Source organism: Ignavibacteriota bacterium (assembly GCA_016708125.1).
Lineage (GTDB): Bacteria > Bacteroidota > Ignavibacteria > Ignavibacteriales > Melioribacteraceae.
The window spans coordinates 1072952-1095919 of sequence record JADJGF010000001.1; the positions used below are offsets into that span (position 1 = coordinate 1072952).

Consider the following 22968-nt stretch of genomic DNA (forward strand, 5'->3'; position numbering starts at 1 on the left):
ATGATAGAAACCTCGCAAGTAGTTGTTGATAAGGCAATTCTTGTTGCGTTAAAAACAAGAGATATTTCCGATGAAAGAATTGAAGAACATTTACTCGAATTAGAAATGTTAACGGAAACAGCCGGCGCTGAAACAATTTTAAAAATTATTCAAGATAAAAGTAAAATGGATCCGGCATTTTATATTGGCAAAGGCAAAGCTGAAGAAATTGCCGAACTTGCTGAAATGAATAATATTACAATAATAATATTTGATGATGATTTAACGCCAACACAATTAAGAAATTTGGAAAAATTAATTAATAGAAAAGTTGTAGATCGCTCGGGATTAATTTTAGATATTTTTGCATCTCACGCAAAAACTAACGAAGCCAAAACTCAAGTGGAGCTTGCCCAGCTTCAATATTTATTACCGCGATTAACAAGAGCGTGGACGCATTTATCAAAACAATACGGCGGAATTAGAACTAAAGGTCCCGGCGAAACACAAATAGAAACCGATAGAAGAATTGTCAGAACCAGAATTAGTACACTAAAAGATAAATTAAAGAAAATTGAATCTCAGCAAAAAACAAAAAGTTTGGCAAGAGAAGAAATTCTTAAAGCAACTTTGGTTGGGTACACAAATGCGGGAAAATCAACATTATTAAATTTGCTTACCGATGCAGCCGTTTACGCAGAAAATAAATTATTCGCAACACTTGATTCTACAACTCGCGCTTATGAATTATCATCAAAGAAAAAAATTTTAATAACCGATACAGTTGGATTTATCAGAAAACTTCCGCATCATTTAATTGCTTCGTTCAAAAGTACTTTGAGCGTTGTGCGGGAAGCTGATTTAATAATTCATTTAATTGATATTACAAATCCATTTTTTGAAGATCATATAAAAGTTGTTGAAGAAACTTTAGAAAGTCTTGATTGCAAAAGTAAACCAACCGTGAAAGTGTTTAATAAAATTGATGTACTGAATGACAAAAGTAAAATTGAATATGTTAAAAATCATTTTCCAAATTGTTTAATCGTTTCTGCGGAAAGAGGAATTAACATAAAAAGTTTAAATGATTTATTTGTGAATTTCCTTGAACAAAATTTTGTAAAAAATAAAATTAGAACTGATCACACAAAAGGAAATTTAGTTGCAAAAGTTCATTCGCTTGTTGATGATTTGAAAACAACTTATGATGATTTTGGAATTACTTTGGAATACAGAACTTCGAAACAAATTCATGAACAAATTTTGAGATTGTTTAATGGCGAAAATTAAAAAATTAATTATTGATGGAAATTCGTTAACATTGGAAAAAATTGAATTTTTCTTAAACGAAAATCCTCAAGTTATTTTAAGCGAAGATTCAAAACAAAATGTAAGAAAAGCGAGAAAATTAATTGATAAATGGATTGAGGAAGACCAAGTAATTTACGGTGTTACAACTGGATTTGGAGAATTTTCCAATGTGAAAATTTCTAAAAATGATTTGGAAAAATTGCAAGAAAATTTAATTGTAAGTCACGCAGCCGGAGTTGGAGAAAATTTACCACCATTTATAATTAAAATTATGATGCTTTTGCGAGTCAATGCTTTAGCAAAAGGTTATTCGGGAATTAAACTTTCCACATTAGAACTTTTATTAGAATTTATAAATAATAATATTATTCCCGTTATTCCATCGCAAGGATCCGTAGGCTCAAGCGGCGATTTGGCTCCACTTTCTCATTTAGTCCTTTCATTAATTGGGAAAGGAAAATCGCAAAAATTTAATGTTGTAAATAGTGAAACCACAAAATTTACAAAACCGGTTTCAACAAGAAATTTGTTAAAAAAATATAAATTAAATTTCGTAAAACTTGGGGCAAAAGAAGGTTTAGCTTTAGTTAACGGAACCCAAATGATGACAGCGTTTGCGGCGTTCATTTCAATTCAAGCAAAAAAATTAGCAACTCAAGCTGATATCAGTGCGGCGTTAAGTCACGAAGCTTTACGCGCAACCGATAAAGCATACGATTTACGTTTACATAATTTACGACCTTTTGATGGACAAATTAATACTGCAAGAAATATGCTTGCGTTAATTAAGAATAGTGAAATCAGAAAATCACATTTGGAAAATGATACACGCGTTCAAGATTCATATTCGCTAAGATGTATTCCGCAAATTCACGGTGCTTCAAAAGATGCAATAAATTATGTGTGCTCCAAAGTTGAAATTGAACTTAACTCCGCAAATGATAACCCTTTAATTTTCCCGGAAGAAGGTGATCATATTGAAGGTGGAAATTTTCACGGACAACCAATGGCTTTGGCAATGGACTTTATGGCAATCGCACTTTCTGAAATTGCAAATGTTGCCGAAAGAAGAATTGAAAGATTGGTAAATGGTCAACTTAGTAATTTGCCAAGATTTTTAACAAAAAACGGCGGACTCAATTCCGGCTTTATGATTGCTCAATATACTGCTGCTTCTTTAGTTTCGGAAAATAAAACATTGGCACATCCGGCAAGTGTTGATTCGATTCCGACTTCTGCAAATCAAGAAGATCATAATTCGATGGGATCAATTGCTGCGAGAAAATGTTATCAAATTTTACAAAATGTTCAAACTGTAATTGCAATAGAAATGCTTGTTGCGTCACAAGGAATTGAATTTCTAAAACCATTAAAATGTGGAGTTGGGACTTCCGCTGCTTACAAAAAAATTAGAGAATTTGTAAAACCATTAGATCACGATAGAGAATTGCATATTGATATTCAGAAAGTTTTGAAAATTGTTAAAGATAATACTGTACTAAATTCCGTAGAAAAAGTAACTAAATTAAATTAGCTGATTTATCACCACAGTTTATATTTTTGATAAAGTTATTTTAAATATTACCAAGCATATCCAATATCAAATCTAACAGCCGGAACAGAACCGCTGTAGTTTGCATAATCATCATTATTATCATCAACAGATCCAGTGTAATAATCAAAACCAATTCCTAAACCAATAGCAAAATCATCTCCGGGAAACCATTGCCAACCAACTAGAGCACCAATACTAAAAGCAGATGTTCCACTTCCTTCATTAACTGTAAGTCGATTGTATGATATATTGGGCGCAATATAAAAACCTCTCAAAGTTTTACCGGAAGGATAAATTCTTGATTCTAAATTAATACCAAAACCACCAAGACCGCTAATTGTTGGAATTTGCAAACCACCACCCAAAGCAACTTTATCAGAAATTTTATGGAAATAACTCAAGTTGTAAAAAATAAAAAATTTAAGTGGGTTAACTACTATCATATCTTCCCGGGGAGTTATATCTTCAGAATTGCTAACAATTGTTGATTCTGTAAATAGCGTATCACCATTTTCGGTTACTGTCTTCTTTTTTTCTTTGGTAACAATTTGTGCAGAAAGTGTTATTGTAAACAATACAAAAAAGAAAAAAATGGATATTAGTTTCATAACAACCTCCTAACATTTTAGTTAAATCAAGGGAATTAGCAACTTAAAAAATATGTAATTTTCATTACTTCAAAATAGAAAAAATAATTTGATTTTAGTTACAAATTTGTAAACACATTTCTTCAAACCCACTCATCAATAATTTCTTTTGACATTTTTTCTGTTATGTTCCAATCGTGAAATTTTTCTTGAGCATTTTGTTCTAAATCTTTTTTCAATTTGGCGATAAGCAAATATGAGAAAAGCTGTAGGTTTTATATTTTTATTTTAAGTCTATACTTTAAACTATTTCATTATTTTTTACTTCATCAAAACAAATTTTTTTGTTGAAGAATATTTTCCATAAGATAGTTTGTAGAAATATATTCCGCTTGCAAGATTACTTCCATCAAATTGAATTTCATAATTTCCGGAATTCTTTTTTTCATTAACAAGAATTTTTACTTCTTTTCCCAAAATATCGTAAACAATTAATTTTACGTTTTGGTTTTCACTTTTTGCGTATATAGGAATATTATATTTTATTGTTGTTATTGGATTAAACGGATTTGGGTAATTTTGCATTAATTCAAATTCATTTTTTATATAATTATCTTGAGGATCTTCAACTTCAGTAATTACGTTTAAATTATAAATATTGCAATAAATATCATATCCAATATTTCTTTCGCGTAAATCTGACCATACAAAAAATACTTTATTATTGCTTATTAAGGCGTTCGAATTTTTTGTGCTGAAAACCGATTTTTGATGAATTATTTGTTTTGCATATTCAATTTTCCCTTCATGAGTGTAAACGCGGTAATATGAATATTGTCCGCCATCGAGTGAATTCAATGAATACAAAACTAAAAATTTCGAATTAAGCAGCGGAACTACACTAACATTTCCGTTATAATATTCTAAGTAAGGAATGTCACTAAAATCGATATTTGATACAAGTGTGTCTCCATAATGAGATTTTATTGTTCCTTTTAAATCATAACCATAATTATTGAAATTAGAATAAAATGAAAGAAATTTATTGCTGCCAATATATTCATTGAAATCATTTACATAAATCGAAGAAATAGGTTCAAGATTATTTTGAAAAAGCTGTAAATTGTTTCCCCATTTTACCCAAAGATTTTTTCCTTCTATATACAATTTTTTAGGATTTGGATATTGAAAATTCGGTAAGCCTATTTCTTTAACTAATTCACCAAAATTATTATAAGAAGTTAATTTTGTAGATTCACTTCCGGATATAATGCAGAAAGTAGTATCTGTTAATTTTATAAGATTTTCACTATAATTATAATAATTACAAATTTGAATTGTATCTTTTCTAATTAATTCATTGTTTGAATTATATATAGAAAAGCCAAGCTGCAATTGGTCTCCAGAAATTCTATCTTTCCATAGATTTACAAGTGTGCTGTTTTCTAAAAATACTACTTCATTTCCCTCTAAGATTATTTCACTTTCTTCAATTATTCCATTTTGAGAAATTTTTTGTCCGTAAAAATTTCTTTCGTTGCTCCATGCTACAAAAAACTTATTTTCATTAATTGCTGTTATTTGCGGATTTGTCTCATTACTTCCAGAAATATCATCATTAATTTTTATTCTTTCGGTTTCGATAAATACATTTTTTTTTATTAAGTATATATCATCATCAATAAATTTAGCAGATAAAAATTCATTATCCGATAACATAAAAATTCGTTCATTTATTCCGTTTTGTACAACTGATTTTTCAGAATATATTTTTAATAATTCTCCATTCTTATTAAAGATTAAAATAAAATTATAAAGATTTACTGCTCCGGAATCATATGAAATATTGACTGCAAATTTATTATCTCTCATTGAAGAAACATTAAAACTTCTTATTGAATATGTAAAATTTGAATCGAAATTTTCATTTAATTTAATCAGGGTATCATTAGTTAATTTTTTCCCATCTAAATCAAATTTTCTAAAAGAAAGTTCAAATGGTCCGTTGATTAAATCAAAAATTAAAAATGTACTATCTGTTAAAGAAACATTTTTAAATAATTCAGAATTATTATATAAATACTGCTCAATATTTTGATCGGTTTTTTTTACTTTAATATTAATTCGAGAGTTCTTGAGATTGTCTAAAATAGAACTATTAATCTCTATACTATCTGGGATTTGTTCCCAGGTATTATAGTTTATCCATGTTAAAATCGTTTTATTCGATAATGAACAAATATCAAAATTTATTAAACTTGTTGCATTAGTCGAATCAGAAAAATGGTAATTAGAAGTAATATTTCCTAACTCATCTAAATATATCAAGTCAAGTTTTCCGTTATCTCTAATTCCGAAAGTAAAACCATTTTCAGATTTAATTGTTTTAAAACCATAACCCAAATATCCAGTACCGCACCAAGGTAATGTAATATTACCAAGTAAAAATTCATCTTTTATAATTTCATTATTAGAATTAAATATGGAAGCATATACGGATCTGTTACCAACGTCAAAGAAATTTTCATAATATTCGTTTGAAATATTTAGAAACCCATCTTCTGCATCTAAAACAATATCAAAATTAGAATTTACTTTAAAATTAGATCCAATTTTGTTTCCCAAGGAATCAAATCTCTGTGCAAAGTAATTTAGATCACCTAATCTGTAATCTTCCCAAGCTACAATAAATTCTTTTGATGAGTTTGAAAATAAATTAGGATTTGCTTGTTTGAAAGAACTGAACAATTCATCTTTGCTAACTCTAAAATCTGATATTAGTGCATTTTCAATTTGGGAATAATGAAAGGATGTAAATGTTAAAAAGATTATTGTAAATATGGATTTTATCTTTAACATAATTTTCTCAACTAGTTTGAAATAAAATCAACAAATTTAGTACCAATTAAAATTTAACTATAAATTAGAATAATTTTATATTAGTATTCATCCACTATGAAAAAATTTCGTTAAAGCGAAAAAAATTCGTACTATTTAATTTCTTTTGTTTTAAAAAACCAATTCGTAATTCCCTTCACGGTTTTATCAACAAATTTTTCTTGTTTCATTTTTTCTTGATCTGCCAAATGCAAACTTTCATATCCAACCGCAACGTAATATGCAGCTTTATCAAAAAAATTATTTAACTGCTGATAAAATCCTAAACATTGATGAAGTTCCAAACTTGAATGAATTATTCCATGATTTATTATATACCGCCAAAGTACAACCCTTGATAAAATTAATGCATAAATTACTTCACTGCTTTTTAAATTTTCAGCCGCGCGCTGTCTGCCAATATCAATAAAAAATTCTGCGGTATTTGCATCGGTTGGATCAGCGTTCATAATCCATTCGCCAAGTCTGCGGTAAACATTATGAATTCTTTTTTTTAGAATTTCATCATCAACTTTTCTATAACCAAATGTTGATGGATTTGATTTTACTTCTTTAATCCATTCTTTGGTTATTGAATCTGCATGATCTTCAACGAGTCTGATAAATTTTTCGTATAACATTTTGCACCTCCATTTTATTTTTGAGAAGTACAACATCAATACGAAAACCATCAGTAATTATAGATTGGTTTTCTTTGGAAAAATTATTTTTCTAAGTTAAAAGGAATATTTATTGTTTTTGTTTGTTTGGAAATTTCATCGCTGACAATAAAAACTAAACTATAATTTCCAACTGCGAATGTTGAATCCAATTCAATTTGTGCTTCTAATTGTAAATCGGATATTTCTTTTTTTTCATCCAGCAAAATATTTTTATCAAAAATTGATTTGATTGTATCATTCTCCGGAGTAATCAAATCAACTTTATAAAATAGATTTATATTAGATTTATTTTCTTTAATATTTTGGGCAAATCCTTTTGCATTAACTGTAGCATTAACTTCCCAAGAATTATCAACTTCGAATGCAAAAGCTTCGGGACTGAATAATTCAAGTTTAGGTTCGGGCTTGCTTGAACAAGCCCAAACATTAAATAAAATAATTATTGACAAAACAACTTTGTAATTTTTCATAATAGTTTTAACTGAAATTCTTAAAAACTTATTTTAAATTATAGGTCATTTCAACAAAAGTGGAAATCCAATTTTCTATGGATTCCCGATAAAATCATTCGGGAATGACAATTATTTATATACTTTCTTAATTATTCTTTTTAAAATCTTTCATAAATTCAACTAAAGCTTCAACTCCTTTTTGCGGAAAAGCGTTGTAGATTGATGCTCTTAATCCACCGACAGATCTATGTCCTTTTAAACCGGAAAATCCTTTTGCAGTTGCTTCCGCAATAATTTTTTTCTCTAATTCTTCACTTGGTAATCTAAATGTAACATTCATTAAAGATCTATCTTCTTTAACTGCGGTTCCTTTATAGTAACCATCGCTTTCATCAATATAATTATATAGAATATTTGCTTTCTCTAAATTTTTCTTATACATAACTTCAAGTCCGCCCATATTTTGCAGCCATTTAAAAACCAATCCCATTATGTAAACACCAAATGTGGCGGGAGTATTATACATAGATTCATTTTCAACATGAATTTTATAATTCATATAAGTATGCAAATTATCGCTGCTTCTTTCAAGCAAATCTTTTCTAATAATGACAAGAACAACTCCGGAAGGTCCCATATTTTTTTGTGCACCGGCATAAATTAATCCAAATTTATTTACATCAAAATAATTGTGAAGCATATCCGAAGAAGTATCGCAAACCAAAGGAACATTTCCGGCTTCGGGAATATATTTAAATTGAGTTCCGAAAATTGTATTGTTAGATGTGTAATGAACATAAGATGCCTCGGAAGATAGTTTCAATTCATTTTGTTTTGGAATTCGTATAAAATTTTCTGTCTCGGTTGAAGCAGCAATATTAACTGTACCTTCACGCTTTGCTTCTTTAGCGGCTTTTTTTGCCCAAGTTCCGGTAAGGATGTAATCTGCTTTTTTTACCGGAGGCATTAAATTTTGCGGCACCATTGAAAACTGAAGTGTAGCTCCGCCTTGTAAAAATAATACCGCATAATTCTCACCAATATTTAAAAGTTTTCTAACATCCGCTTCTGCTGTTTTGATAATTGATTCATAAACTTTTCCTCTATGACTCATTTCCATCACAGACATGCCGGTGTTTTTGTAATTGTAAAAATCTGCTTGCGCTTCTTTTAAAACTTCTTCCGGTAAAACTGCTGGTCCCGCACTAAAGTTATAAATTCTTTCACTCATTTTAATTTTCCTTATTAAATTTTTGAATTGTTAATCTCACAGTACTTTTAATTTTTTTTCTTACCCTTAATCTTATTTTTACTCATTCTTTTTTATTTTTTAAAGAAAGATTAAGAGCAAGAGTAAGATTATGATTAAGAAATAAAAGATTATCTTTCAGAATTATATTCCACTTCCGGTTCGTGAATTCTTTCAGAATTACTTTTAATTAATCCTATTAACATTGAAACAATTTCTTTAAGTAATTCTTTTCCAAATTTAATTTCTTCTGATGTTAAAATAGTTTTTGTAACTAAAATATCTAATCCAGCAGAACATTCTAACGCCGACCCACGCGAAATATCAAAATATCTACATCTGTCTTTACTTGTAAACTTACCATTGCCTTCTGAAATATTCAAAATTATTGATGTTGAAGCTCTTTCTAATTGATCATAAACTGAATATCTTTTCTCAACTTTGGATAAAACAACATTTAACCACTTAAGAAATTCTAAAGATTTTTGATAAACAATTAATTTCTCATGATCGAAATAGTAAATCTTTTCTGTCATTTTTTTTCTTAATCTTACTCTTATTCTTAATCTTACTCATTCTTTTTCTTTCATTCTTTTAAAAAAAGATTAAGAACAAGAGTAAGATTATGATTAAGATTATTTAAATTGTATGAACAACCAATCCGTCTCTCAGCTTTGGTTCAAACCAAGTTGATTTTGGCGGCATAATTTCTCCCGCATCCGAAATATTTATCAAATCTTCAATAGAAACCGGAAACATTGAAAAAGCTGCTTTTGCTTTTCCGCTGTTTACTAATTTTTCTAATTCCGTTGTACCTCTAATTCCCCCAATAAAATCAATAGTTGTATCGGTTCTAATATCTTCAATTCCTAAAACCGGTTTAAGTAAATAATTTTCCAAAATACTTACATCTAAATTTCCACCAAAGTTATCAGCTTTCTTAACATTTTCATTCGGCTTTAACAAATACCATTCATTGGAAATATACATACAAATATTTTTTACATTTTTGGGTGAGGCTGAATCCGAACTTTCTACAGAAAAATTTGTTTTAATTTTTTCAATAAATTTATTTTCCGACATTCCCTTCAAATCAAAAATAACTCTGTTGTAAGGAAGAATTTTTAATTGTTCCGCGGGAAATAAAACTGCCATAAAATAATTATATTCTTCCTTTCCGTTATGATTTGGATTATTATCTTTTTTTACCGTTCTTGCTCTTGCTGCGCTTGCAGCTCTGTGATGTCCATCGGCAATATATAAATATTTTGTATTTGCAATTTCATCAATTATTGTTGAATTATTTTCTTTTGGCAAAATCCAAATTTTGTGAATTATTCCATCGTTAGAAGTAAAATTATATGTCGGAGTAATTTCTTTCATTGTTTTTTCAACAATTTGATTTACCTTATCAATCCCTTTGTATGTTAAAAATACAGCGCCGGTTTGTGCTTCCGTTGTAATAATATGATTTGTTCTGTCATCCTCTTTAACTTTTCTGGTTTTTTCATGTTTTTTAATTATATCATTTTCATAATCATCAACAGAAAAAGTTGCGGCAATTCCAACTTGCTTTTGCTCGCCCATTGTTAAATGATAAATGTAAAATCTTTCTTCATCATCTTGAATTAATGTTTTTTCATTAATAAATTTTTGAAAATTTTCTTTAGCTTTTTCATAAACTGATTTATCGTAAGGATTTGTATTTTCCGGTAGTTCAATTTCTGATCTTGTAACACGTAAAAAATTAAATGAGTTTCCGGCAGCAAGATTTGCAGATTCTTCTCTGTTAACAACATCATACGGAACACTGGCAACAAGTTGCGCAATATTTTCTGTCGGACGAAATGCTTTAAAAGGTTTAATTACTGCCATATTTTTAAATCTCCGAAAAAATTATTTTCTATTTGTAAATTAATAAATTACGGTGATAAAGGATATTGTTATCGTAAAAATTATTCAATCATCGTAATCATTTGATCAAGTTCTGCCAAAATTTCTTTTTCCGTTCCTTCCAATCCAACACTTTTGAATCTTATATTTCCATTTTTATCAATAATAAATTTTGTTGGAATTCCTTCAACTCCATAATTATCTATCACTTCATTTTGATCATCAAGCAAAACGTGAAATAGATATTTATTTTTTTCAATAAAATCCGAAGCATTTTTCAATTTATCTTCAACTCTTTCCCAAGTATTTACGAATAAAAATTTTACATTTTTACTTTTTTCAAATTTATCAACAGCTTTCTGCATTATTGGAAACGACTGCAGACAAGGTCCGCACCAAGTTGCCCAAAAATCAACAATTACAATTCTTCCTTTAAAATCAGAAAGACTCACAGAATTTCCCTTAAGATCTTTTAATTTAAATTGCGGTGCCGGTTTATTCAAAATAGAATTCTTTAATTTTTCTATCATTTTCTGATTTACACTTTCACCAATTTTACCAAGATGTTTATCCAAATTGTCTTTACTTCCGCCTAATTTTATAAATGAATTATTAAAAATTTCTTGAATCTTATTCGTGCTTTTTCCTTTAGAAATAAATTCTTCCGATTTATTTTTTGCTTTTTCAAATTGTTTTAAATTATAAAGTAACGAAACATAACTTTCATTCAATTCGGGATAATCGCCGTTTGTTAATGTTGCGGCTTCTTCAAAAGATTTTAATGCAGCTTCGGTTTTGCCTAATTCATTTTGAATATTTCCGTAAGTATCAAGAATAAATCCTAACGAATTCTTTTTAGAATTTATCCATTGTTCGTCATCAATATAAACCGGTTTAATTCCGGTTGGATTTTTAACTTCTTTTCTGGCAATTTCAATTCCCTTTTCACCATACTGCAAAGCACTTGGAAGATTTTTTTTCGTTTCAAACATTCTCCATGCAATTCCATTATAAAGATTTGAATTTGCCAAATACAAATATTCATTCAATAATTTTTCAGCTGATTTAAAATCATTTTCCTTTACTTGCTGATTTACAATGCCCGAAAACATGTAGCTCGTTACTTCACTGTTTTTATCAAATTTTAGATATTCATTAAAAACTTCTAATTTTTTTTCAACGGTAAGCATGTTTCTAAATTTTCCCAAGAATCTTGTCTTTATTAAATTCGATTCGGGGAATTTCTTTTCGATCATTTCAACATACTTTACAGATTTAACGTGATCGCCGATGTTTCGCGTCCAATTAGCTAAAAACTCAAATTCTTTTTGAGTGAAATTATTTTTCTCTTCTAACTTTTCAATTTCTGAAGCTGCTGCGCTATCAATTCTATTTTTAGGAAATGAACTAACGTAACCATTTAAAAATAAACCTTTTACTTCCGGATGTTTTGCGAAATCTTCCTTAAATAATTTGTTTGCCAATTCATTATCTTTTTTTAATCCAATTGTGGCAGCCCAACGCTGATAAATATTGGCTAAACCGGCTTTGTATCCGGGCAATTCATTTTCATCATCATCAAAAAGTGGAACTACAAATCCAAGCTGATTATTATCATCAATAAATTCATCCCCAACAAATTTTATAATCAAACCAAATATTTCATTTTCAGTTTTAAATTTTCCAATCCAAACATCATCTTTTTTTTCCATTGCAATTTTACTTGTGTTCAATAATTCATCGCCAAAAGAATAAACAATCATATTTAACTCTGATGCATTCTTTAAACTATCTTTTTCCGGTACGAATTGAATTTTAATTTCTTCACTAACTTTTGGCAATTCCGGAACAAAAGAAAACTTTTGTTTTTTATCATCCGAACATGAGGCGATAACAATTATTAGCAAAGTAACCATCAAATATTTTTTCATAAATCCTCGAAGTTAAAATTTTTCAATAATATTTTATTATTACAAAAATACCATTTTCCCTTCAATTTTATTACCTTGCTTAAGTGAAAGTTTTCTAAGTATTTTTTGCCAAAAGGAAATTGCTATGATTGATCAAGAAATAAAATACTTTACTCCGGAAGAAGCAAATAAAACTCTTCCGCTTGTAAAAAAAATTGTTAGGGATATTTTAGATTACAGTTTTGAACTGAAAACTATTTCTGATTCTGTTAATGGAGAAATAGATGAAAACAGAGAAGCCCAAAATTTAATTAGAAAAACTCGTGGTTTTATTAACGAATTAGAAGAAATTGGCTGTTTTTATAAAGATTGGAATTTTAATGTTGGATTAGTAGATTTTCCATCAATAATAAATAACGAAGAAGTTTATTTATGCTGGAAAAGTGATGAAGAAAAAATTATTTATTATCACGGAATTAATGAAGGTTTTAAAGGAAGAAAATTAATTCCGGAATATTATTTTGAAGAAACTTCAATTTAGATTTTAAATATCAAAAAAAATGTCTCTTCATAAACTCAAAAAAAATAAATCCAAAATTGAAAAATTCTCACATATTATTTCTGGCATAATAGTTCTTTTATCGGCGTTTGACAAATATGAATCGCAAAATCCAAATTACATATTTTTTGCACTTGCCGGTTTAATTTTTATTCAAGTTGCAATTTTTAATGATAAAATTTCTAAAAAATTTCCATGGATAAATAACACATTTATTTTTTTAGAAGGTTTGGTTTCAATCTTAATTGCTTGGGATTATTTTAAAATTGGAAAAAAAGCACTTCCATTTACATATCTTTTTGCCGGTTTAATTCAATTTATTGTAGGTTATTTAAAGATGAAAAAAATATCAATCTTTAAAAATCGAATGAATGATTGAATAACATTTAAAATGTAGAAAATTCTCTTCAATTAAGAAGAGAATTTCATCAAATTTATTTTTCTTCTTTAATTGTAAATGAGTGTGTAATTTCAACTGATTTTTCTAACATTGCGGTAACACTGCAATATGTTTTTTGAGAAAGTTCTATTGCTCGTTCAACATCAGCATCTTTTATATTTTTGCCAATAATTACAAACTCAAGGTGAATTTTTGTAAAAACTTTTGGATGAGTTTCCGCAGTTTCGGCAGAAATTTGGATTTCAAAATCATCTAATTTTACTCTTTTTTTCTCTAAAATTGTAATCACATCTGATGCGGTACAGCCGGCTAAACCAAGTAATAAAAGTTCTTTTGGTCTAATTGCTCCATTACTTCCGCCAAAATTTTCCGGACCATCCATCGTAATCCAATGATTTGAATCGGTTTTTCCAACTAACGTAATTCCTTGTAATTGTTTAACCACTGCTTTATGTTGAGCCATTTTTTCTCCAGTTTAAAATTTTGCATAGTATGATGAAAAAATATGAAAGTAGTTTCTGAATAAAAATGTTAAAACGTTTAAATGTTGAGACGTAAAAGCAAAAAAAACAAATTCCCAAATGTTTTCTATTTTAATTCACAGCAATCATATATGCTTTTATGTTTCTTACTCAAAGAAAAATATTCTTTTCCAAATAACAATCTTGAAATTTTTTATTAATGTTTTGTGTCTTTACTTCTAAACGTTTTCACTTTTCAACGTCGCAACGTTTCAACTTTATTTATTATATTTATCGCTCAATTTATAACAATAATTAGAAAATTTATGACATCGCAACAAATTAGAAATCAATTTTTAGAATTTTTCAAATCCAAACAACATACAATCGTACCAAGTGCGCCGGTTGTTCCTTATGATGATCCGACTTTACTTTTTACAAACGCGGGAATGAATCAGTTTAAAGATGTTTTTTTGGGAAAGGGAAATCGCGATTATAAACGCGCAGCTGATACACAAAAATGTATTCGAGTTAGCGGAAAGCATAATGATTTGGAAGAAGTCGGACACGATACTTATCATCACACATTTTTTGAAATGTTGGGAAATTGGAGTTTTGGCGATTATTATAAAGAAGAAGCTATTACTTGGGCTTGGGAATTATTAACAGAAGTTTGGAAACTTCCAAAAGAAAGGTTGTGGACAACTGTTTTTGAAACAGATGATGAAGCTTTAAATTTGTGGAAAACAAAGACAGATATTAACCCGAATCATGTTTTGAAGTTTGGTGCAAAAGATAATTTTTGGGAAATGGGAGAAACCGGTCCGTGCGGTCCGTGTTCTGAAATTCATATAAATCTAACAGATGATTATGAAAACCCAAAATATGTAAATGCCGGAGTTCCGGAATGTTTGGAGATTTGGAATTTAGTTTTTATACAAAATAATCGCGATGAAAACGGCACGTTGCATGATCTTCCTGCAAAACATGTTGATACCGGAATGGGCTTTGAGCGAGTTTGTGCAGTTTTGCAAAATAAAAATTCCAATTATGATACGGATGTTTTTCAACCGTTAATTCAAGAAATTTCAAAAATTTCTAAAATTCCTTATGATACTCAAGAACATCAAATTCCAATGCGTGTAATTGCTGATCATATTCGTACACTTACTTTCGCTATTGGCGATGGCGCAGTTCCCGGTAATGATGGAAGAAGTTACGTACTACGCAGAATTTTGCGTAGAGCTGCTCGTTACGGAAGAAAATTAAATTTAAATGAACCATTCATGTATAAGTTGGTTGATGTTTTGGTAAAAACAATGAGCAATGTTTTCCCGGAAATAAAATCAAATCAAGCAAATATTGAAAAAATTATAAAAGCCGAAGAAGAAAGTTTTAATGCAACTTTAGATAGAGGAATTTCTTTGTTCGAAGAAATTTCCCAAAATGTAATTTCGAAAAATGAAAAAATAATTCCCGGTGAAGATGTTTTTAAACTTTATGATACTTTTGGTTTTCCAATTGATTTAACAAATGTTATGGCTCAAGAAAAAGGTTTGAGAATTGATGAAGATAAATTTAATGTTTTGATGAATGAACAAAAAGTCCGCGCAAGAAAATCGACAAAAGATAAATTGGGAAATGTAAATATCGTTGAAAAATTATCAGATTTCGAAAATCTTAAACCATCTGATTTTATTGGCTACGAAACACTTGAAACAAAATCCAACATAATAGAAATTTCCGATGATTTTTTAATTTTAGACAAAACTCCATTTTACGCAGAATCCGGGGGACAAGTTAGTGATACGGGAATTTTGGAATTTCAAAATCAAGAAATTAAAATTCTTAACACTATAAAATCCAATAATATTTTTGCTCATGAATTTGAAGGAAGTTTAGATAAAAATTCAGTTCAAGAAGTTTTCGCAAAAGTTGATAAAAATCGCAGATGGGAAATTATGCGAAACCACAGTGCTACACATTTCCTTCACGCAGCATTAAGACAAATTCTCGGAACTCATGTAAAGCAAGCTGGATCGTATGTTGGTCCAGATAGATTACGTTTTGATTTTGCACATTTTCAAAAAGTTACTCAACAAGAATTGCAAGAAATTGAATCTTTGGTAAATTTTAAATTACATGAAAATATTGAACTTCAACATCACAGAAATATTCCGTTTGATGAAGCTAAGAAAATGGGAGCTTTAATGTTCTTCGGCGATAAATATGGAGATAAAGTGAATGTTGTTCAATTCAGCGATTTTTCTTTGGAATTTTGCGGAGGAACTCATGTAAAAAATAGTTCACAAATTGGTTTGTTTAAAATTATAAGCGAATCATCAATTGCAAGCGGAGTAAGGAGAATTGAAGCCGTTACCGGTTTGGGTGTTGAAAAATATATTCAAAATCAAATTTTAGAATTAAGAAATGCCGATGAAAAAATTGCACAACTAAATGAAGAAAAGAAAAAAATAGAAAAAGAATTGGCTGATATAAAACTTAAAGAAAAACTCGGCGGAATTGATTCTATTGTGAATAATCCTTTTGAGAAAAACGGAATTAATATTTTTAAAGGAAAAGTTGATGTAAACAATATGGATGAATTAAAATCCATGGGAGATGAACTTCGTGCAAAAATTAGAAATGGAGTTGGAGTTTTAATTTCGGAAATTGAAGGAAAGGTTGGAATTGTCTGTGTTGTTACAGATGATTTGATTAGTACAAAAAAATTATCTGCCGGAAAAATTGTTGGAGAAATTGCAAAGATTGTCGGAGGCGGCGGAGGTGGAAGACCGCATCTTGCTACTGCCGGCGGAAAAGATATTTCCAAAATTGATGAAGCATTAAGTAAAGTTGAAGAGTTTATTTAAATAATCAATTTATCAATCCGTGAATTAGTGGCAATTTATTTAGCCACGAATGCACTAATAAAAAATTGTATGAAAACTATAAATAACGTTTTAATAGTTTTTCTTCTTTTCTTCTCAATAATTTCTGCACAGCATAAATCTCAAAAAACGTATTGCAACCCTATGGATATTGGTTACCGTTACAACTTTGAGCAAATTGATGAGAAAATTTCATATCGTTCTGCTGCCGATCCCGTAATTGTTACATTCAAAGATTCATATTATTTATTTGCAACAATTTCAAACGGCTGGTGGAAATCTACAGATATGAGCGTTTGGGAATTTGTTACACCAAGCATGTGGCCCATGGAAGATAATTGCGCTCCGGCTGTACTTGTTGTAAAAGACACAATGTTAATTTATCAATCGACTTTTGAAAGACGACCAATTTTGTACACAACCCAACCCGAAACCGGAAAGTTAAAATTTTATAATCGTTATATGCCTTGGCGTAGAAAGGAAATTGGCTCTTGGGATCCGGCACTTTTTTATGATGAAGATTTGAATCGTTATTTTATGTATTGGGGTTCATCAAATATGTATCCAATTTATGGCTGCGAGTTAGATCATGGCCGACAATTAGCTTACAAAGATACGATTGCACATAAATTTATTTATCTACACCCGGAAGAACATGGCTGGGAAAGATTTGGTTTAAATCACAGCGATGAAATTGATCCGTTTATTGAAGGCGCTTGGATGACAAAGCATAACGGTAAATATTATTTGCAATATGCAGCTCCGGGTACCGAGTACAATGTTTATGCAAACGGAACTTATATCGGGAATGATCCGCTTGGACCTTTTACTTATGCACCGTACAATCCAATTTCATACAAGCCCGGCGGGTATGTTCAAGGTGCGGGTCATGGAAATACTTTTCAAGATTTGCATGGAAATTATTGGAATACCGGTACTCCGTGGATTGCGGTTAATTGGAATTTTGAAAGACGAATTGCAATGTTCCCGGCATTTTTTGATAAAGATGATCAGTTTTTTTCAAATACACGATTTGGAGATTTTCCACAATATTTACCCACCCAAAAAATCATAAATAAAGATGAACTTTTTACCGGATGGATGTTGTTGAGTTATAAAAAACCGGTTACCGCTTCGTCTGTTCGTGATACTTTTTCTTGTGCAAAAATTACGGATGAAAATCCGAGAAGTTATTGGGTTGCAAATACAAATAAATCCGGCGAGTGGGCAATTATTGATTTGCAAAAAATCAGTTATGTTAAAGCTATTCAAATAAATTTGACTGATTACAAATCAAATATTTACTTTAATGATTCAACGGTTTACACTCAATTTAAATTTTATACATCAAAAGATAATGTTAATTGGGAATGTGTTGTTGATTTATCGAACGAAAAGCAAGATAGACCAAATGGATATTTCGAATTAGAAAATCCTATTGACGCTCGTTATATAAAATTTGAAAATATTTATGTGCCAACTGCAAATTTGGCAATAAATGCAATTCGTATTTTTGGAAATAGTAATGACGTAAAGCCGGAAACTCCAAAAAATCTTTTTGTAAAAAGACATGAAGATGAGCGCAATGCTACAATTACTTGGGATAAAATTGATAGTGCAATTGGATACAATATTTTATGGGGAATTGCAAAGGATAAACTTTATCAGACTTACCAAATTTTTCATGATCAAGGAACAAAATTAGAATTGCGTGCTTTGAATAAAGGTGTTGATTACTTTTTTGCAATAGAAGCATTTAACGAAAATGGAGTATCAGAGAAGAGTATAGCTATATCTTGTGAATAAAAACTTTTGCCACGAATGCACGAATTATAAAACAATTCTTTTATAATTCAATTTAAGTTCACCAAAGTTTACAATTAAAGCCAATTTATTATTTGATACTTTTAAATAATTAATTGCTTGTGCAATATATTCTTCGGCAATTCCATTAGTTGATTTAATCTCAAGAATTATTTTATCAAATAACACAAAATCTGCAAAAAACTTATGCGGAAGAATTATGTTTTTGTAATGAATTAAATATTCCTTTTCCCTTTCGAATGGAATATTTGATTTTCGAAATTCATATTCTAATGCATCCTTATATACAATTTCCAAAAATCCAGGACCCAAATTATTATGAACTTCAAAACACTTTCCGATTATTGCATAACTTTCATCTTTGTATATTAATTCGTTCATTTTTTTATTAGTGCATTCGTGGCTATAATTTTTTCTTACTTTATTCGATATATCGAAGTACTATACCCTCCAAAAATTCCCAATCCATTTTGAACATTGTTGTGAATTGAAACCGGCTCAGCAAAAGGATTATCATCCGCTTCATCTTGTTCTTTTACCGAAACAAGATATCTATATAAATTTTCACTTAGCGAAGAAAGCACAACATAAACTTCTGAGTAATAACTAATTTCGTAAGTTGATATTTTTAATTTATATACTTTTCCGGAAATTATTGCATCATCAAAATATGCTGCGTAACCATAAAATGTTTTTTCATTTTCATCAAAAATATCACTTTCGCCAATTAGAATATCGTTGCTTTCAAAGAATAAATTTGTTCTATAAATTTCTCCGGAAAAATTTTCAATTGCATATAATGATAATTGATAATAATTTTTAATGCTTCCATCATCTTCAAAAGTAATTGTAATTTCATACTGAGAAAGATATTCATCCATGGAATTTGATTCCAATAAAACATTTTTTATTAAAATACTATTTGGAATTTTATCTTCTGCAAAAACTGATTTAAATCCATCAGCACTTACAACAATTTTATAATTATTATTTATTTGAGGAAATGTGTTTTGAGCAATGTAGAAGCCCTTTCCGGAGTAATTTAGATTTGTGACAAAATTATCTCCGTTCCAAATTTCAACTTTAGCATTTTCTAAAATTGGAATTTTATCTTCATTATATCCATATTCATTTAGCACAGAAAAACTTTCTAAAATTCCCAAACTTTTAGAAACATGAACTTTAAAAACACTATCTGGAGCAAAAAAGCTATTAACAACAATTAATGGATTTTGTTTTGGTAATTCAACATCTACAACAGATTCGCAGCTGATTGATATAAAAATTATAGAAAATATTTTTAGAAAATTTTTCATTTTATATTGTCTTAAAATTTAAAACTATAACTGATAGACGGAATAATTGGAAATAGCGTAATTTGTTTTAGAACTTTTTTATTATTCATGTAATCATTTTCAAAATAATAAAAGAATGGATTTTTTTGTGAATATGCATTATAAACCGCAATCGTAAATACACTACTGTTTTCTTCTCCCCACATAAATCTGCAAGCCAAATCCAAACGATGATAAGCCGGCATTCTGTAACTATTTTTTTCTCCAAAATATTCTAACTGCTGATAATTATAATTGTAATATTGATCGAACAAACTTGAGTTGCCGTAATACTGAACAAGCGGAAGCGAGATTGCGTTTCCGGTTCCGTAAACCCAAGTTAAAGAGGCATCAAAACTTTCGGATATTTTATGATTAAGAACCAAAGAAATATCATGTCGCCTATCGTATTTATAAGGATACTCTTTTCCGTTATTTAATTCATCAAATTCTCTTTTTGACCAAGCCAGCGTGTAACCAATCCAGCCGGTTGTATTTCCCTTTTTCTTTTGAAGAAATAATTCAATGCCGTAAGTTGTACCTTCACCAAAAGTAATTTTGCTTTGCCAATCTGAATTTAGTCCAAAAAATTCTGCGCCTTCTTTGTACTCAAGTAAATTGTTCATTTTCTTATAATATGTTTCAACGGTAAATTCAAATTCATTATCAAAAATATTTCTGGAAATTCCTAATGCTGCTTGATGCGCTTTTTCCGGTTTAACAATATCAGTTGTCGGAACCCACAAATCAGTCGGCAAACCAATTCCGCTATTTGCTAGAAGATGAACGTACTGATTCATAAATGTGTAAGAAGTTTTAATCGACCAATCTTCAATTAAATATCTGAGCGAAATTCTCGGCTCGAAAGAAAAATAATTTTTATTATTTACTGCGAATAGTGAAGTGTGAATTCCCGCATTAATTTTAAGATTGGAATTAATTTCCAAATCGTCTTCAAAATATCCCCTTAATTCTATTGCGTTGTGAAGTGATGAAGCAGAAATTGAAGTATCAATATTTTGCGAAATACTGTATTGAAAAACTCCCGGATTAAATTTATGATGAAATAAATTTGCACCAAATTTTATATTGTTACTCTGGTTTGGAATCCAATCAAAATCAATTGCAAAACCAAAATCTGTAATTCCCGATAAATATTCAGCACGATAAATTTCTTTTTCATTATTATATTCTGAAGAACTTTCAACATCCGTATAAAATCTAAATCTGCTGAAATTTGCCGTAACATTGCTGAATAAATTATTTGAGAAAATATGATTCCACCTAATTACGGATGTAATATTTCCCCAACCCAAACTAAAATCGTTTGATGAATTTGAGTAATCAAAATCACTTTTGGAAACTGCATAAAATTCATCATCACCTAAATAGAGACTAAAAAAGAGTCTATCATTTAAAGAAAATATATGGTTTAATTTTGCATTCAAATCATAAAAATAATATCCGCCGTATTCGTTATCATCCATAAACGGCTGGGCTAAAACGTCTATATAAGTTCTGCGTGCAGAAAAAATAAAAGAAGTTTTATCTTTGTAAATCGGTCCTTCGTAAGTTACTTTTGATGAAATCAATCCGATTGTAGCGCTTCCTTCAAATTCTTTATTGTTACCTTCTTTCATATTAATTTCTAAAATTGATGAAAGTCGCCCGCCAAATCTTGCCGGAAATCCTCCCTTTAATAAATTTACATTTTTTACCGCATCGGAATTAAATACAGAAAAAAATCCGAATAAATGACTTGCGTTGTAAACTGTGGTTCCATCTAATAAAATTAAATTTTGCTCGGGACTTCCGCCTCTCACATACAATCCACTGCTTCCTTCGTTACCGGATTGTACGCCGGGCAATAACTGTAATGCTTTTAGAACATCTGTTTCGCCGAGCAATGCGGGAATTGAAACTATTTGTTTAATCGGAATATTAAAATTACTCATTTGAGTATTTTTTGTAATTTCATCAATCGCTTCAGACTCAACTAATATTTCTTCTGTCTCAATAGATTTTGGCAAAAGCTCAATTTGTAAAAGTGTGTCTTTTTTTGTGGATAAATTTAGCTGAGAATTTTCATAACCAATGTATGAAACAATAATATTGTAGTTTTGATTTTGCGGCAGAACCAAACTGAAGAATCCATAATTATTTGTTGCGGCTCCAATTTGTAAATTTTTCTCATAAACATTTGCGCCAATTAATCTTTCGCCGGATTTTGAATCTTCAACAAAACCGCTGATTGTAATGTTTTGAGCAAACACAAAGGAATTTAGTATAAATATAATTGCCAAAAATATTTTTGATTTAGAAATCAAATTTGCTCAATAAAAGTTTGTTTAGTGTTAAAAATATTAAATTAAAATTTTCAAATTCAATATTAAAATAAGTGACTGGAATTTATTTTTTATTAGTGCATTCGTGGCAAATCTTTTAGCCACTAATTCACGAATGAAAAATTAATCTTCCAACAAATATAGTTGCGCATTTTTGATATTCAATTTCACATTTCCCTTAAAACCATTTTTCATCATTTCATCAGAAAACATTTTCAGAAAATATCCATGCGAAACGATTTGAATATTTTCGTAACCGGAACTTTTTATCAAATTATAAAATTCGTTAATTCTTTTTTTTGTTTGATTGATATCTTCAATTTGGGATTTGTGAGATTTGTACCAAGCAATTCTTGCTCCAATATGCCAAATAAAACTTGGTAATTTAATATTCATTTTTGTAAATGGAGAAATAGGAACTTCTTTTATTAAATCAGTTTTTACAATTTTTCCGGAAAAAATTTCCTCGGCTGTTGTAATTGCTCTTGGCAATGTACTGCAATAACAAATTTGCCAATCATTTGAATTTATTCTCAGTCCATTTTTATGTACCGGAGCCAAATCATATTTTCTCATTGCTTCAGCAAATTCTTGAGAAGAAAGAAAAGTTTTCTCATTTGTAATTACTTTGAAATGTCGTACAAGACCAAGTTTCATA

The 22968-nt window shown here is 29.5% G+C and carries 19 protein-coding genes; 6 read left to right on the forward strand and 13 right to left on the reverse strand.

The window, feature by feature from the left end:
- Both hflX and hutH read left to right on the forward strand, forming a co-directional pair.
- Positions 1 to 1269: a GTPase HflX gene (gene hflX, locus IPH62_05020; protein MBK7104624.1), complete on the forward strand. Its 1269-nt coding sequence runs from the start codon at positions 1 to 3 to the stop codon at positions 1267 to 1269.
- On the forward strand, positions 1265 to 2824 hold the full coding sequence (gene hutH, locus IPH62_05025) for a histidine ammonia-lyase (protein ID MBK7104625.1): 1560 nt from the start codon (positions 1265 to 1267) through the stop codon (positions 2822 to 2824). Before hflX ends, hutH begins: the two co-directional genes overlap by 5 nt.
- 47 nt (positions 2825 to 2871) lie before the next feature.
- On the opposite strand, the gene IPH62_05030 is transcribed toward hutH, so the two are convergent.
- The 8 genes from IPH62_05030 to IPH62_05065 all read right to left on the reverse strand — a co-directional run bounded on the left by IPH62_05030 (position 2872) and on the right by IPH62_05065 (position 12517).
- Complete coding sequence (locus tag IPH62_05030) at positions 2872 to 3453, reverse strand: hypothetical protein (GenBank protein ID MBK7104626.1); 582 nt, start codon at positions 3451 to 3453, stop codon at positions 2872 to 2874.
- A 300-nt stretch (positions 3454 to 3753) separates the two neighbouring features.
- Positions 3754 to 6291 carry a T9SS type A sorting domain-containing protein gene (locus IPH62_05035; GenBank protein ID MBK7104627.1) on the reverse strand — a complete coding sequence of 846 codons (2538 nt, stop codon included), beginning with the start codon at positions 6289 to 6291 and terminating at the stop codon, positions 3754 to 3756.
- A gap of 131 nt (positions 6292 to 6422) precedes the next feature.
- Positions 6423 to 6950 (reverse strand): hypothetical protein, encoded by a 528-nt coding sequence (locus IPH62_05040; GenBank protein MBK7104628.1) that lies wholly within the window; start codon positions 6948 to 6950, stop codon positions 6423 to 6425.
- A gap of 83 nt (positions 6951 to 7033) precedes the next feature.
- The gene (locus IPH62_05045; protein ID MBK7104629.1) at positions 7034 to 7462 is read right to left on the reverse strand and encodes a hypothetical protein; all 429 of its coding nucleotides are present in this window, start codon (positions 7460 to 7462) and stop codon (positions 7034 to 7036) included.
- 127 nt (positions 7463 to 7589) lie between these two features.
- On the reverse strand, positions 7590 to 8675 hold the full coding sequence (gene serC, locus IPH62_05050) for a 3-phosphoserine/phosphohydroxythreonine transaminase (GenBank protein MBK7104630.1): 1086 nt from the start codon (positions 8673 to 8675) through the stop codon (positions 7590 to 7592).
- A 149-nt stretch (positions 8676 to 8824) separates the two neighbouring features.
- The gene (locus tag IPH62_05055) at positions 8825 to 9229 is read right to left on the reverse strand and encodes a four helix bundle protein (protein MBK7104631.1); all 405 of its coding nucleotides are present in this window, start codon (positions 9227 to 9229) and stop codon (positions 8825 to 8827) included.
- Between the two features lie 103 nt (positions 9230 to 9332).
- Entirely contained in the window at positions 9333 to 10568 is a 1236-nt protein-coding gene (locus tag IPH62_05060; GenBank protein MBK7104632.1) for a DUF1015 domain-containing protein, read from the reverse strand.
- Positions 10569 to 10648: 80 nt separating this feature from the next.
- Positions 10649 to 12517, reverse strand: a complete 1869-nt coding sequence (locus IPH62_05065; GenBank protein ID MBK7104633.1) for a TlpA family protein disulfide reductase — start codon at positions 12515 to 12517, stop codon at positions 10649 to 10651.
- 124 nt (positions 12518 to 12641) lie between these two features.
- On the opposite strand from IPH62_05065, the gene IPH62_05070 reads away from it, so the two are divergent.
- Together IPH62_05070 and IPH62_05075 are read left to right on the forward strand one after the other, a co-directional pair.
- Positions 12642 to 13037 carry a DUF2203 domain-containing protein gene (locus tag IPH62_05070; protein ID MBK7104634.1) on the forward strand — a complete coding sequence of 132 codons (396 nt, stop codon included), beginning with the start codon at positions 12642 to 12644 and terminating at the stop codon, positions 13035 to 13037.
- A gap of 19 nt (positions 13038 to 13056) precedes the next feature.
- A complete protein-coding gene (locus tag IPH62_05075; GenBank protein ID MBK7104635.1) occupies positions 13057 to 13434 on the forward strand; it encodes a hypothetical protein in 378 nt (125 codons plus the stop codon).
- Between the two features lie 55 nt (positions 13435 to 13489).
- Here IPH62_05075 and IPH62_05080 read toward each other — a convergent pair whose 3' ends face one another.
- On the reverse strand, positions 13490 to 13918 hold the full coding sequence (locus IPH62_05080; GenBank protein MBK7104636.1) for an OsmC family protein: 429 nt from the start codon (positions 13916 to 13918) through the stop codon (positions 13490 to 13492).
- A 324-nt stretch (positions 13919 to 14242) separates the two neighbouring features.
- Here IPH62_05080 and alaS point away from each other — a divergent pair, with 324 nt between their 5' ends.
- Entirely contained in the window at positions 14243 to 16789 is a 2547-nt protein-coding gene (alaS, locus tag IPH62_05085; protein MBK7104637.1) for an alanine--tRNA ligase, read from the forward strand.
- Positions 16790 to 16858: 69 nt separating this feature from the next.
- Complete coding sequence (locus tag IPH62_05090; GenBank protein MBK7104638.1) at positions 16859 to 18613, forward strand: family 43 glycosylhydrolase; 1755 nt, start codon at positions 16859 to 16861, stop codon at positions 18611 to 18613.
- Between the two features lie 24 nt (positions 18614 to 18637).
- Here IPH62_05090 and IPH62_05095 read toward each other — a convergent pair whose 3' ends face one another.
- The 4 genes from IPH62_05095 to IPH62_05110 all read right to left on the reverse strand — a co-directional run bounded on the left by IPH62_05095 (position 18638) and on the right by IPH62_05110 (position 22967).
- Positions 18638 to 19012 carry a GxxExxY protein gene (locus IPH62_05095; GenBank protein ID MBK7104639.1) on the reverse strand — a complete coding sequence of 125 codons (375 nt, stop codon included), beginning with the start codon at positions 19010 to 19012 and terminating at the stop codon, positions 18638 to 18640.
- A gap of 35 nt (positions 19013 to 19047) precedes the next feature.
- Positions 19048 to 19947 carry a DUF4249 domain-containing protein gene (locus IPH62_05100; GenBank protein ID MBK7104640.1) on the reverse strand — a complete coding sequence of 300 codons (900 nt, stop codon included), beginning with the start codon at positions 19945 to 19947 and terminating at the stop codon, positions 19048 to 19050.
- 11 nt (positions 19948 to 19958) lie between these two features.
- On the reverse strand, positions 19959 to 22274 hold the full coding sequence (locus IPH62_05105) for a TonB-dependent receptor (protein ID MBK7104641.1): 2316 nt from the start codon (positions 22272 to 22274) through the stop codon (positions 19959 to 19961).
- Positions 22275 to 22433: 159 nt separating this feature from the next.
- Positions 22434 to 22967 (reverse strand): histidine phosphatase family protein, encoded by a 534-nt coding sequence (locus IPH62_05110; protein ID MBK7104642.1) that lies wholly within the window; start codon positions 22965 to 22967, stop codon positions 22434 to 22436.
- Position 22968: the final 1 nt, after the last annotated feature.

Bases quoted from the DNA above. Each gene is read 5' to 3' on its own strand.
- hflX (MBK7104624.1), top strand. From the start codon at position 1: ATGATAGAAACCTCGCAAGTAGTTGTTGATAAGGCAATTCTTGTTGCG.
- IPH62_05030 (MBK7104626.1), bottom strand. From the start codon at position 3,453: ATGAAACTAATATCCATTTTTTTCTTTTTTGTATTGTTTACAATAACA.
- IPH62_05035 (MBK7104627.1), bottom strand. From the start codon at position 6,291: ATGTTAAAGATAAAATCCATATTTACAATAATCTTTTTAACATTTACA.
- IPH62_05040 (MBK7104628.1), bottom strand. From the start codon at position 6,950: ATGTTATACGAAAAATTTATCAGACTCGTTGAAGATCATGCAGATTCA.
- IPH62_05045 (MBK7104629.1), bottom strand. From the start codon at position 7,462: ATGAAAAATTACAAAGTTGTTTTGTCAATAATTATTTTATTTAATGTT.
- serC (MBK7104630.1), bottom strand. From the start codon at position 8,675: ATGAGTGAAAGAATTTATAACTTTAGTGCGGGACCAGCAGTTTTACCG.
- IPH62_05055 (MBK7104631.1), bottom strand. From the start codon at position 9,229: ATGACAGAAAAGATTTACTATTTCGATCATGAGAAATTAATTGTTTAT.
- IPH62_05060 (MBK7104632.1), bottom strand. From the start codon at position 10,568: ATGGCAGTAATTAAACCTTTTAAAGCATTTCGTCCGACAGAAAATATT.
- IPH62_05065 (MBK7104633.1), bottom strand. From the start codon at position 12,517: ATGAAAAAATATTTGATGGTTACTTTGCTAATAATTGTTATCGCCTCA.
- IPH62_05070 (MBK7104634.1), top strand. From the start codon at position 12,642: ATGATTGATCAAGAAATAAAATACTTTACTCCGGAAGAAGCAAATAAA.
- IPH62_05075 (MBK7104635.1), top strand. From the start codon at position 13,057: ATGTCTCTTCATAAACTCAAAAAAAATAAATCCAAAATTGAAAAATTC.
- IPH62_05080 (MBK7104636.1), bottom strand. From the start codon at position 13,918: ATGGCTCAACATAAAGCAGTGGTTAAACAATTACAAGGAATTACGTTA.
- alaS (MBK7104637.1), top strand. From the start codon at position 14,243: ATGACATCGCAACAAATTAGAAATCAATTTTTAGAATTTTTCAAATCC.
- IPH62_05090 (MBK7104638.1), top strand. From the start codon at position 16,859: ATGAAAACTATAAATAACGTTTTAATAGTTTTTCTTCTTTTCTTCTCA.
- IPH62_05095 (MBK7104639.1), bottom strand. From the start codon at position 19,012: ATGAACGAATTAATATACAAAGATGAAAGTTATGCAATAATCGGAAAG.
- IPH62_05100 (MBK7104640.1), bottom strand. From the start codon at position 19,947: ATGAAAAATTTTCTAAAAATATTTTCTATAATTTTTATATCAATCAGC.
- IPH62_05110 (MBK7104642.1), bottom strand. From the start codon at position 22,967: ATGAAACTTGGTCTTGTACGACATTTCAAAGTAATTACAAATGAGAAA.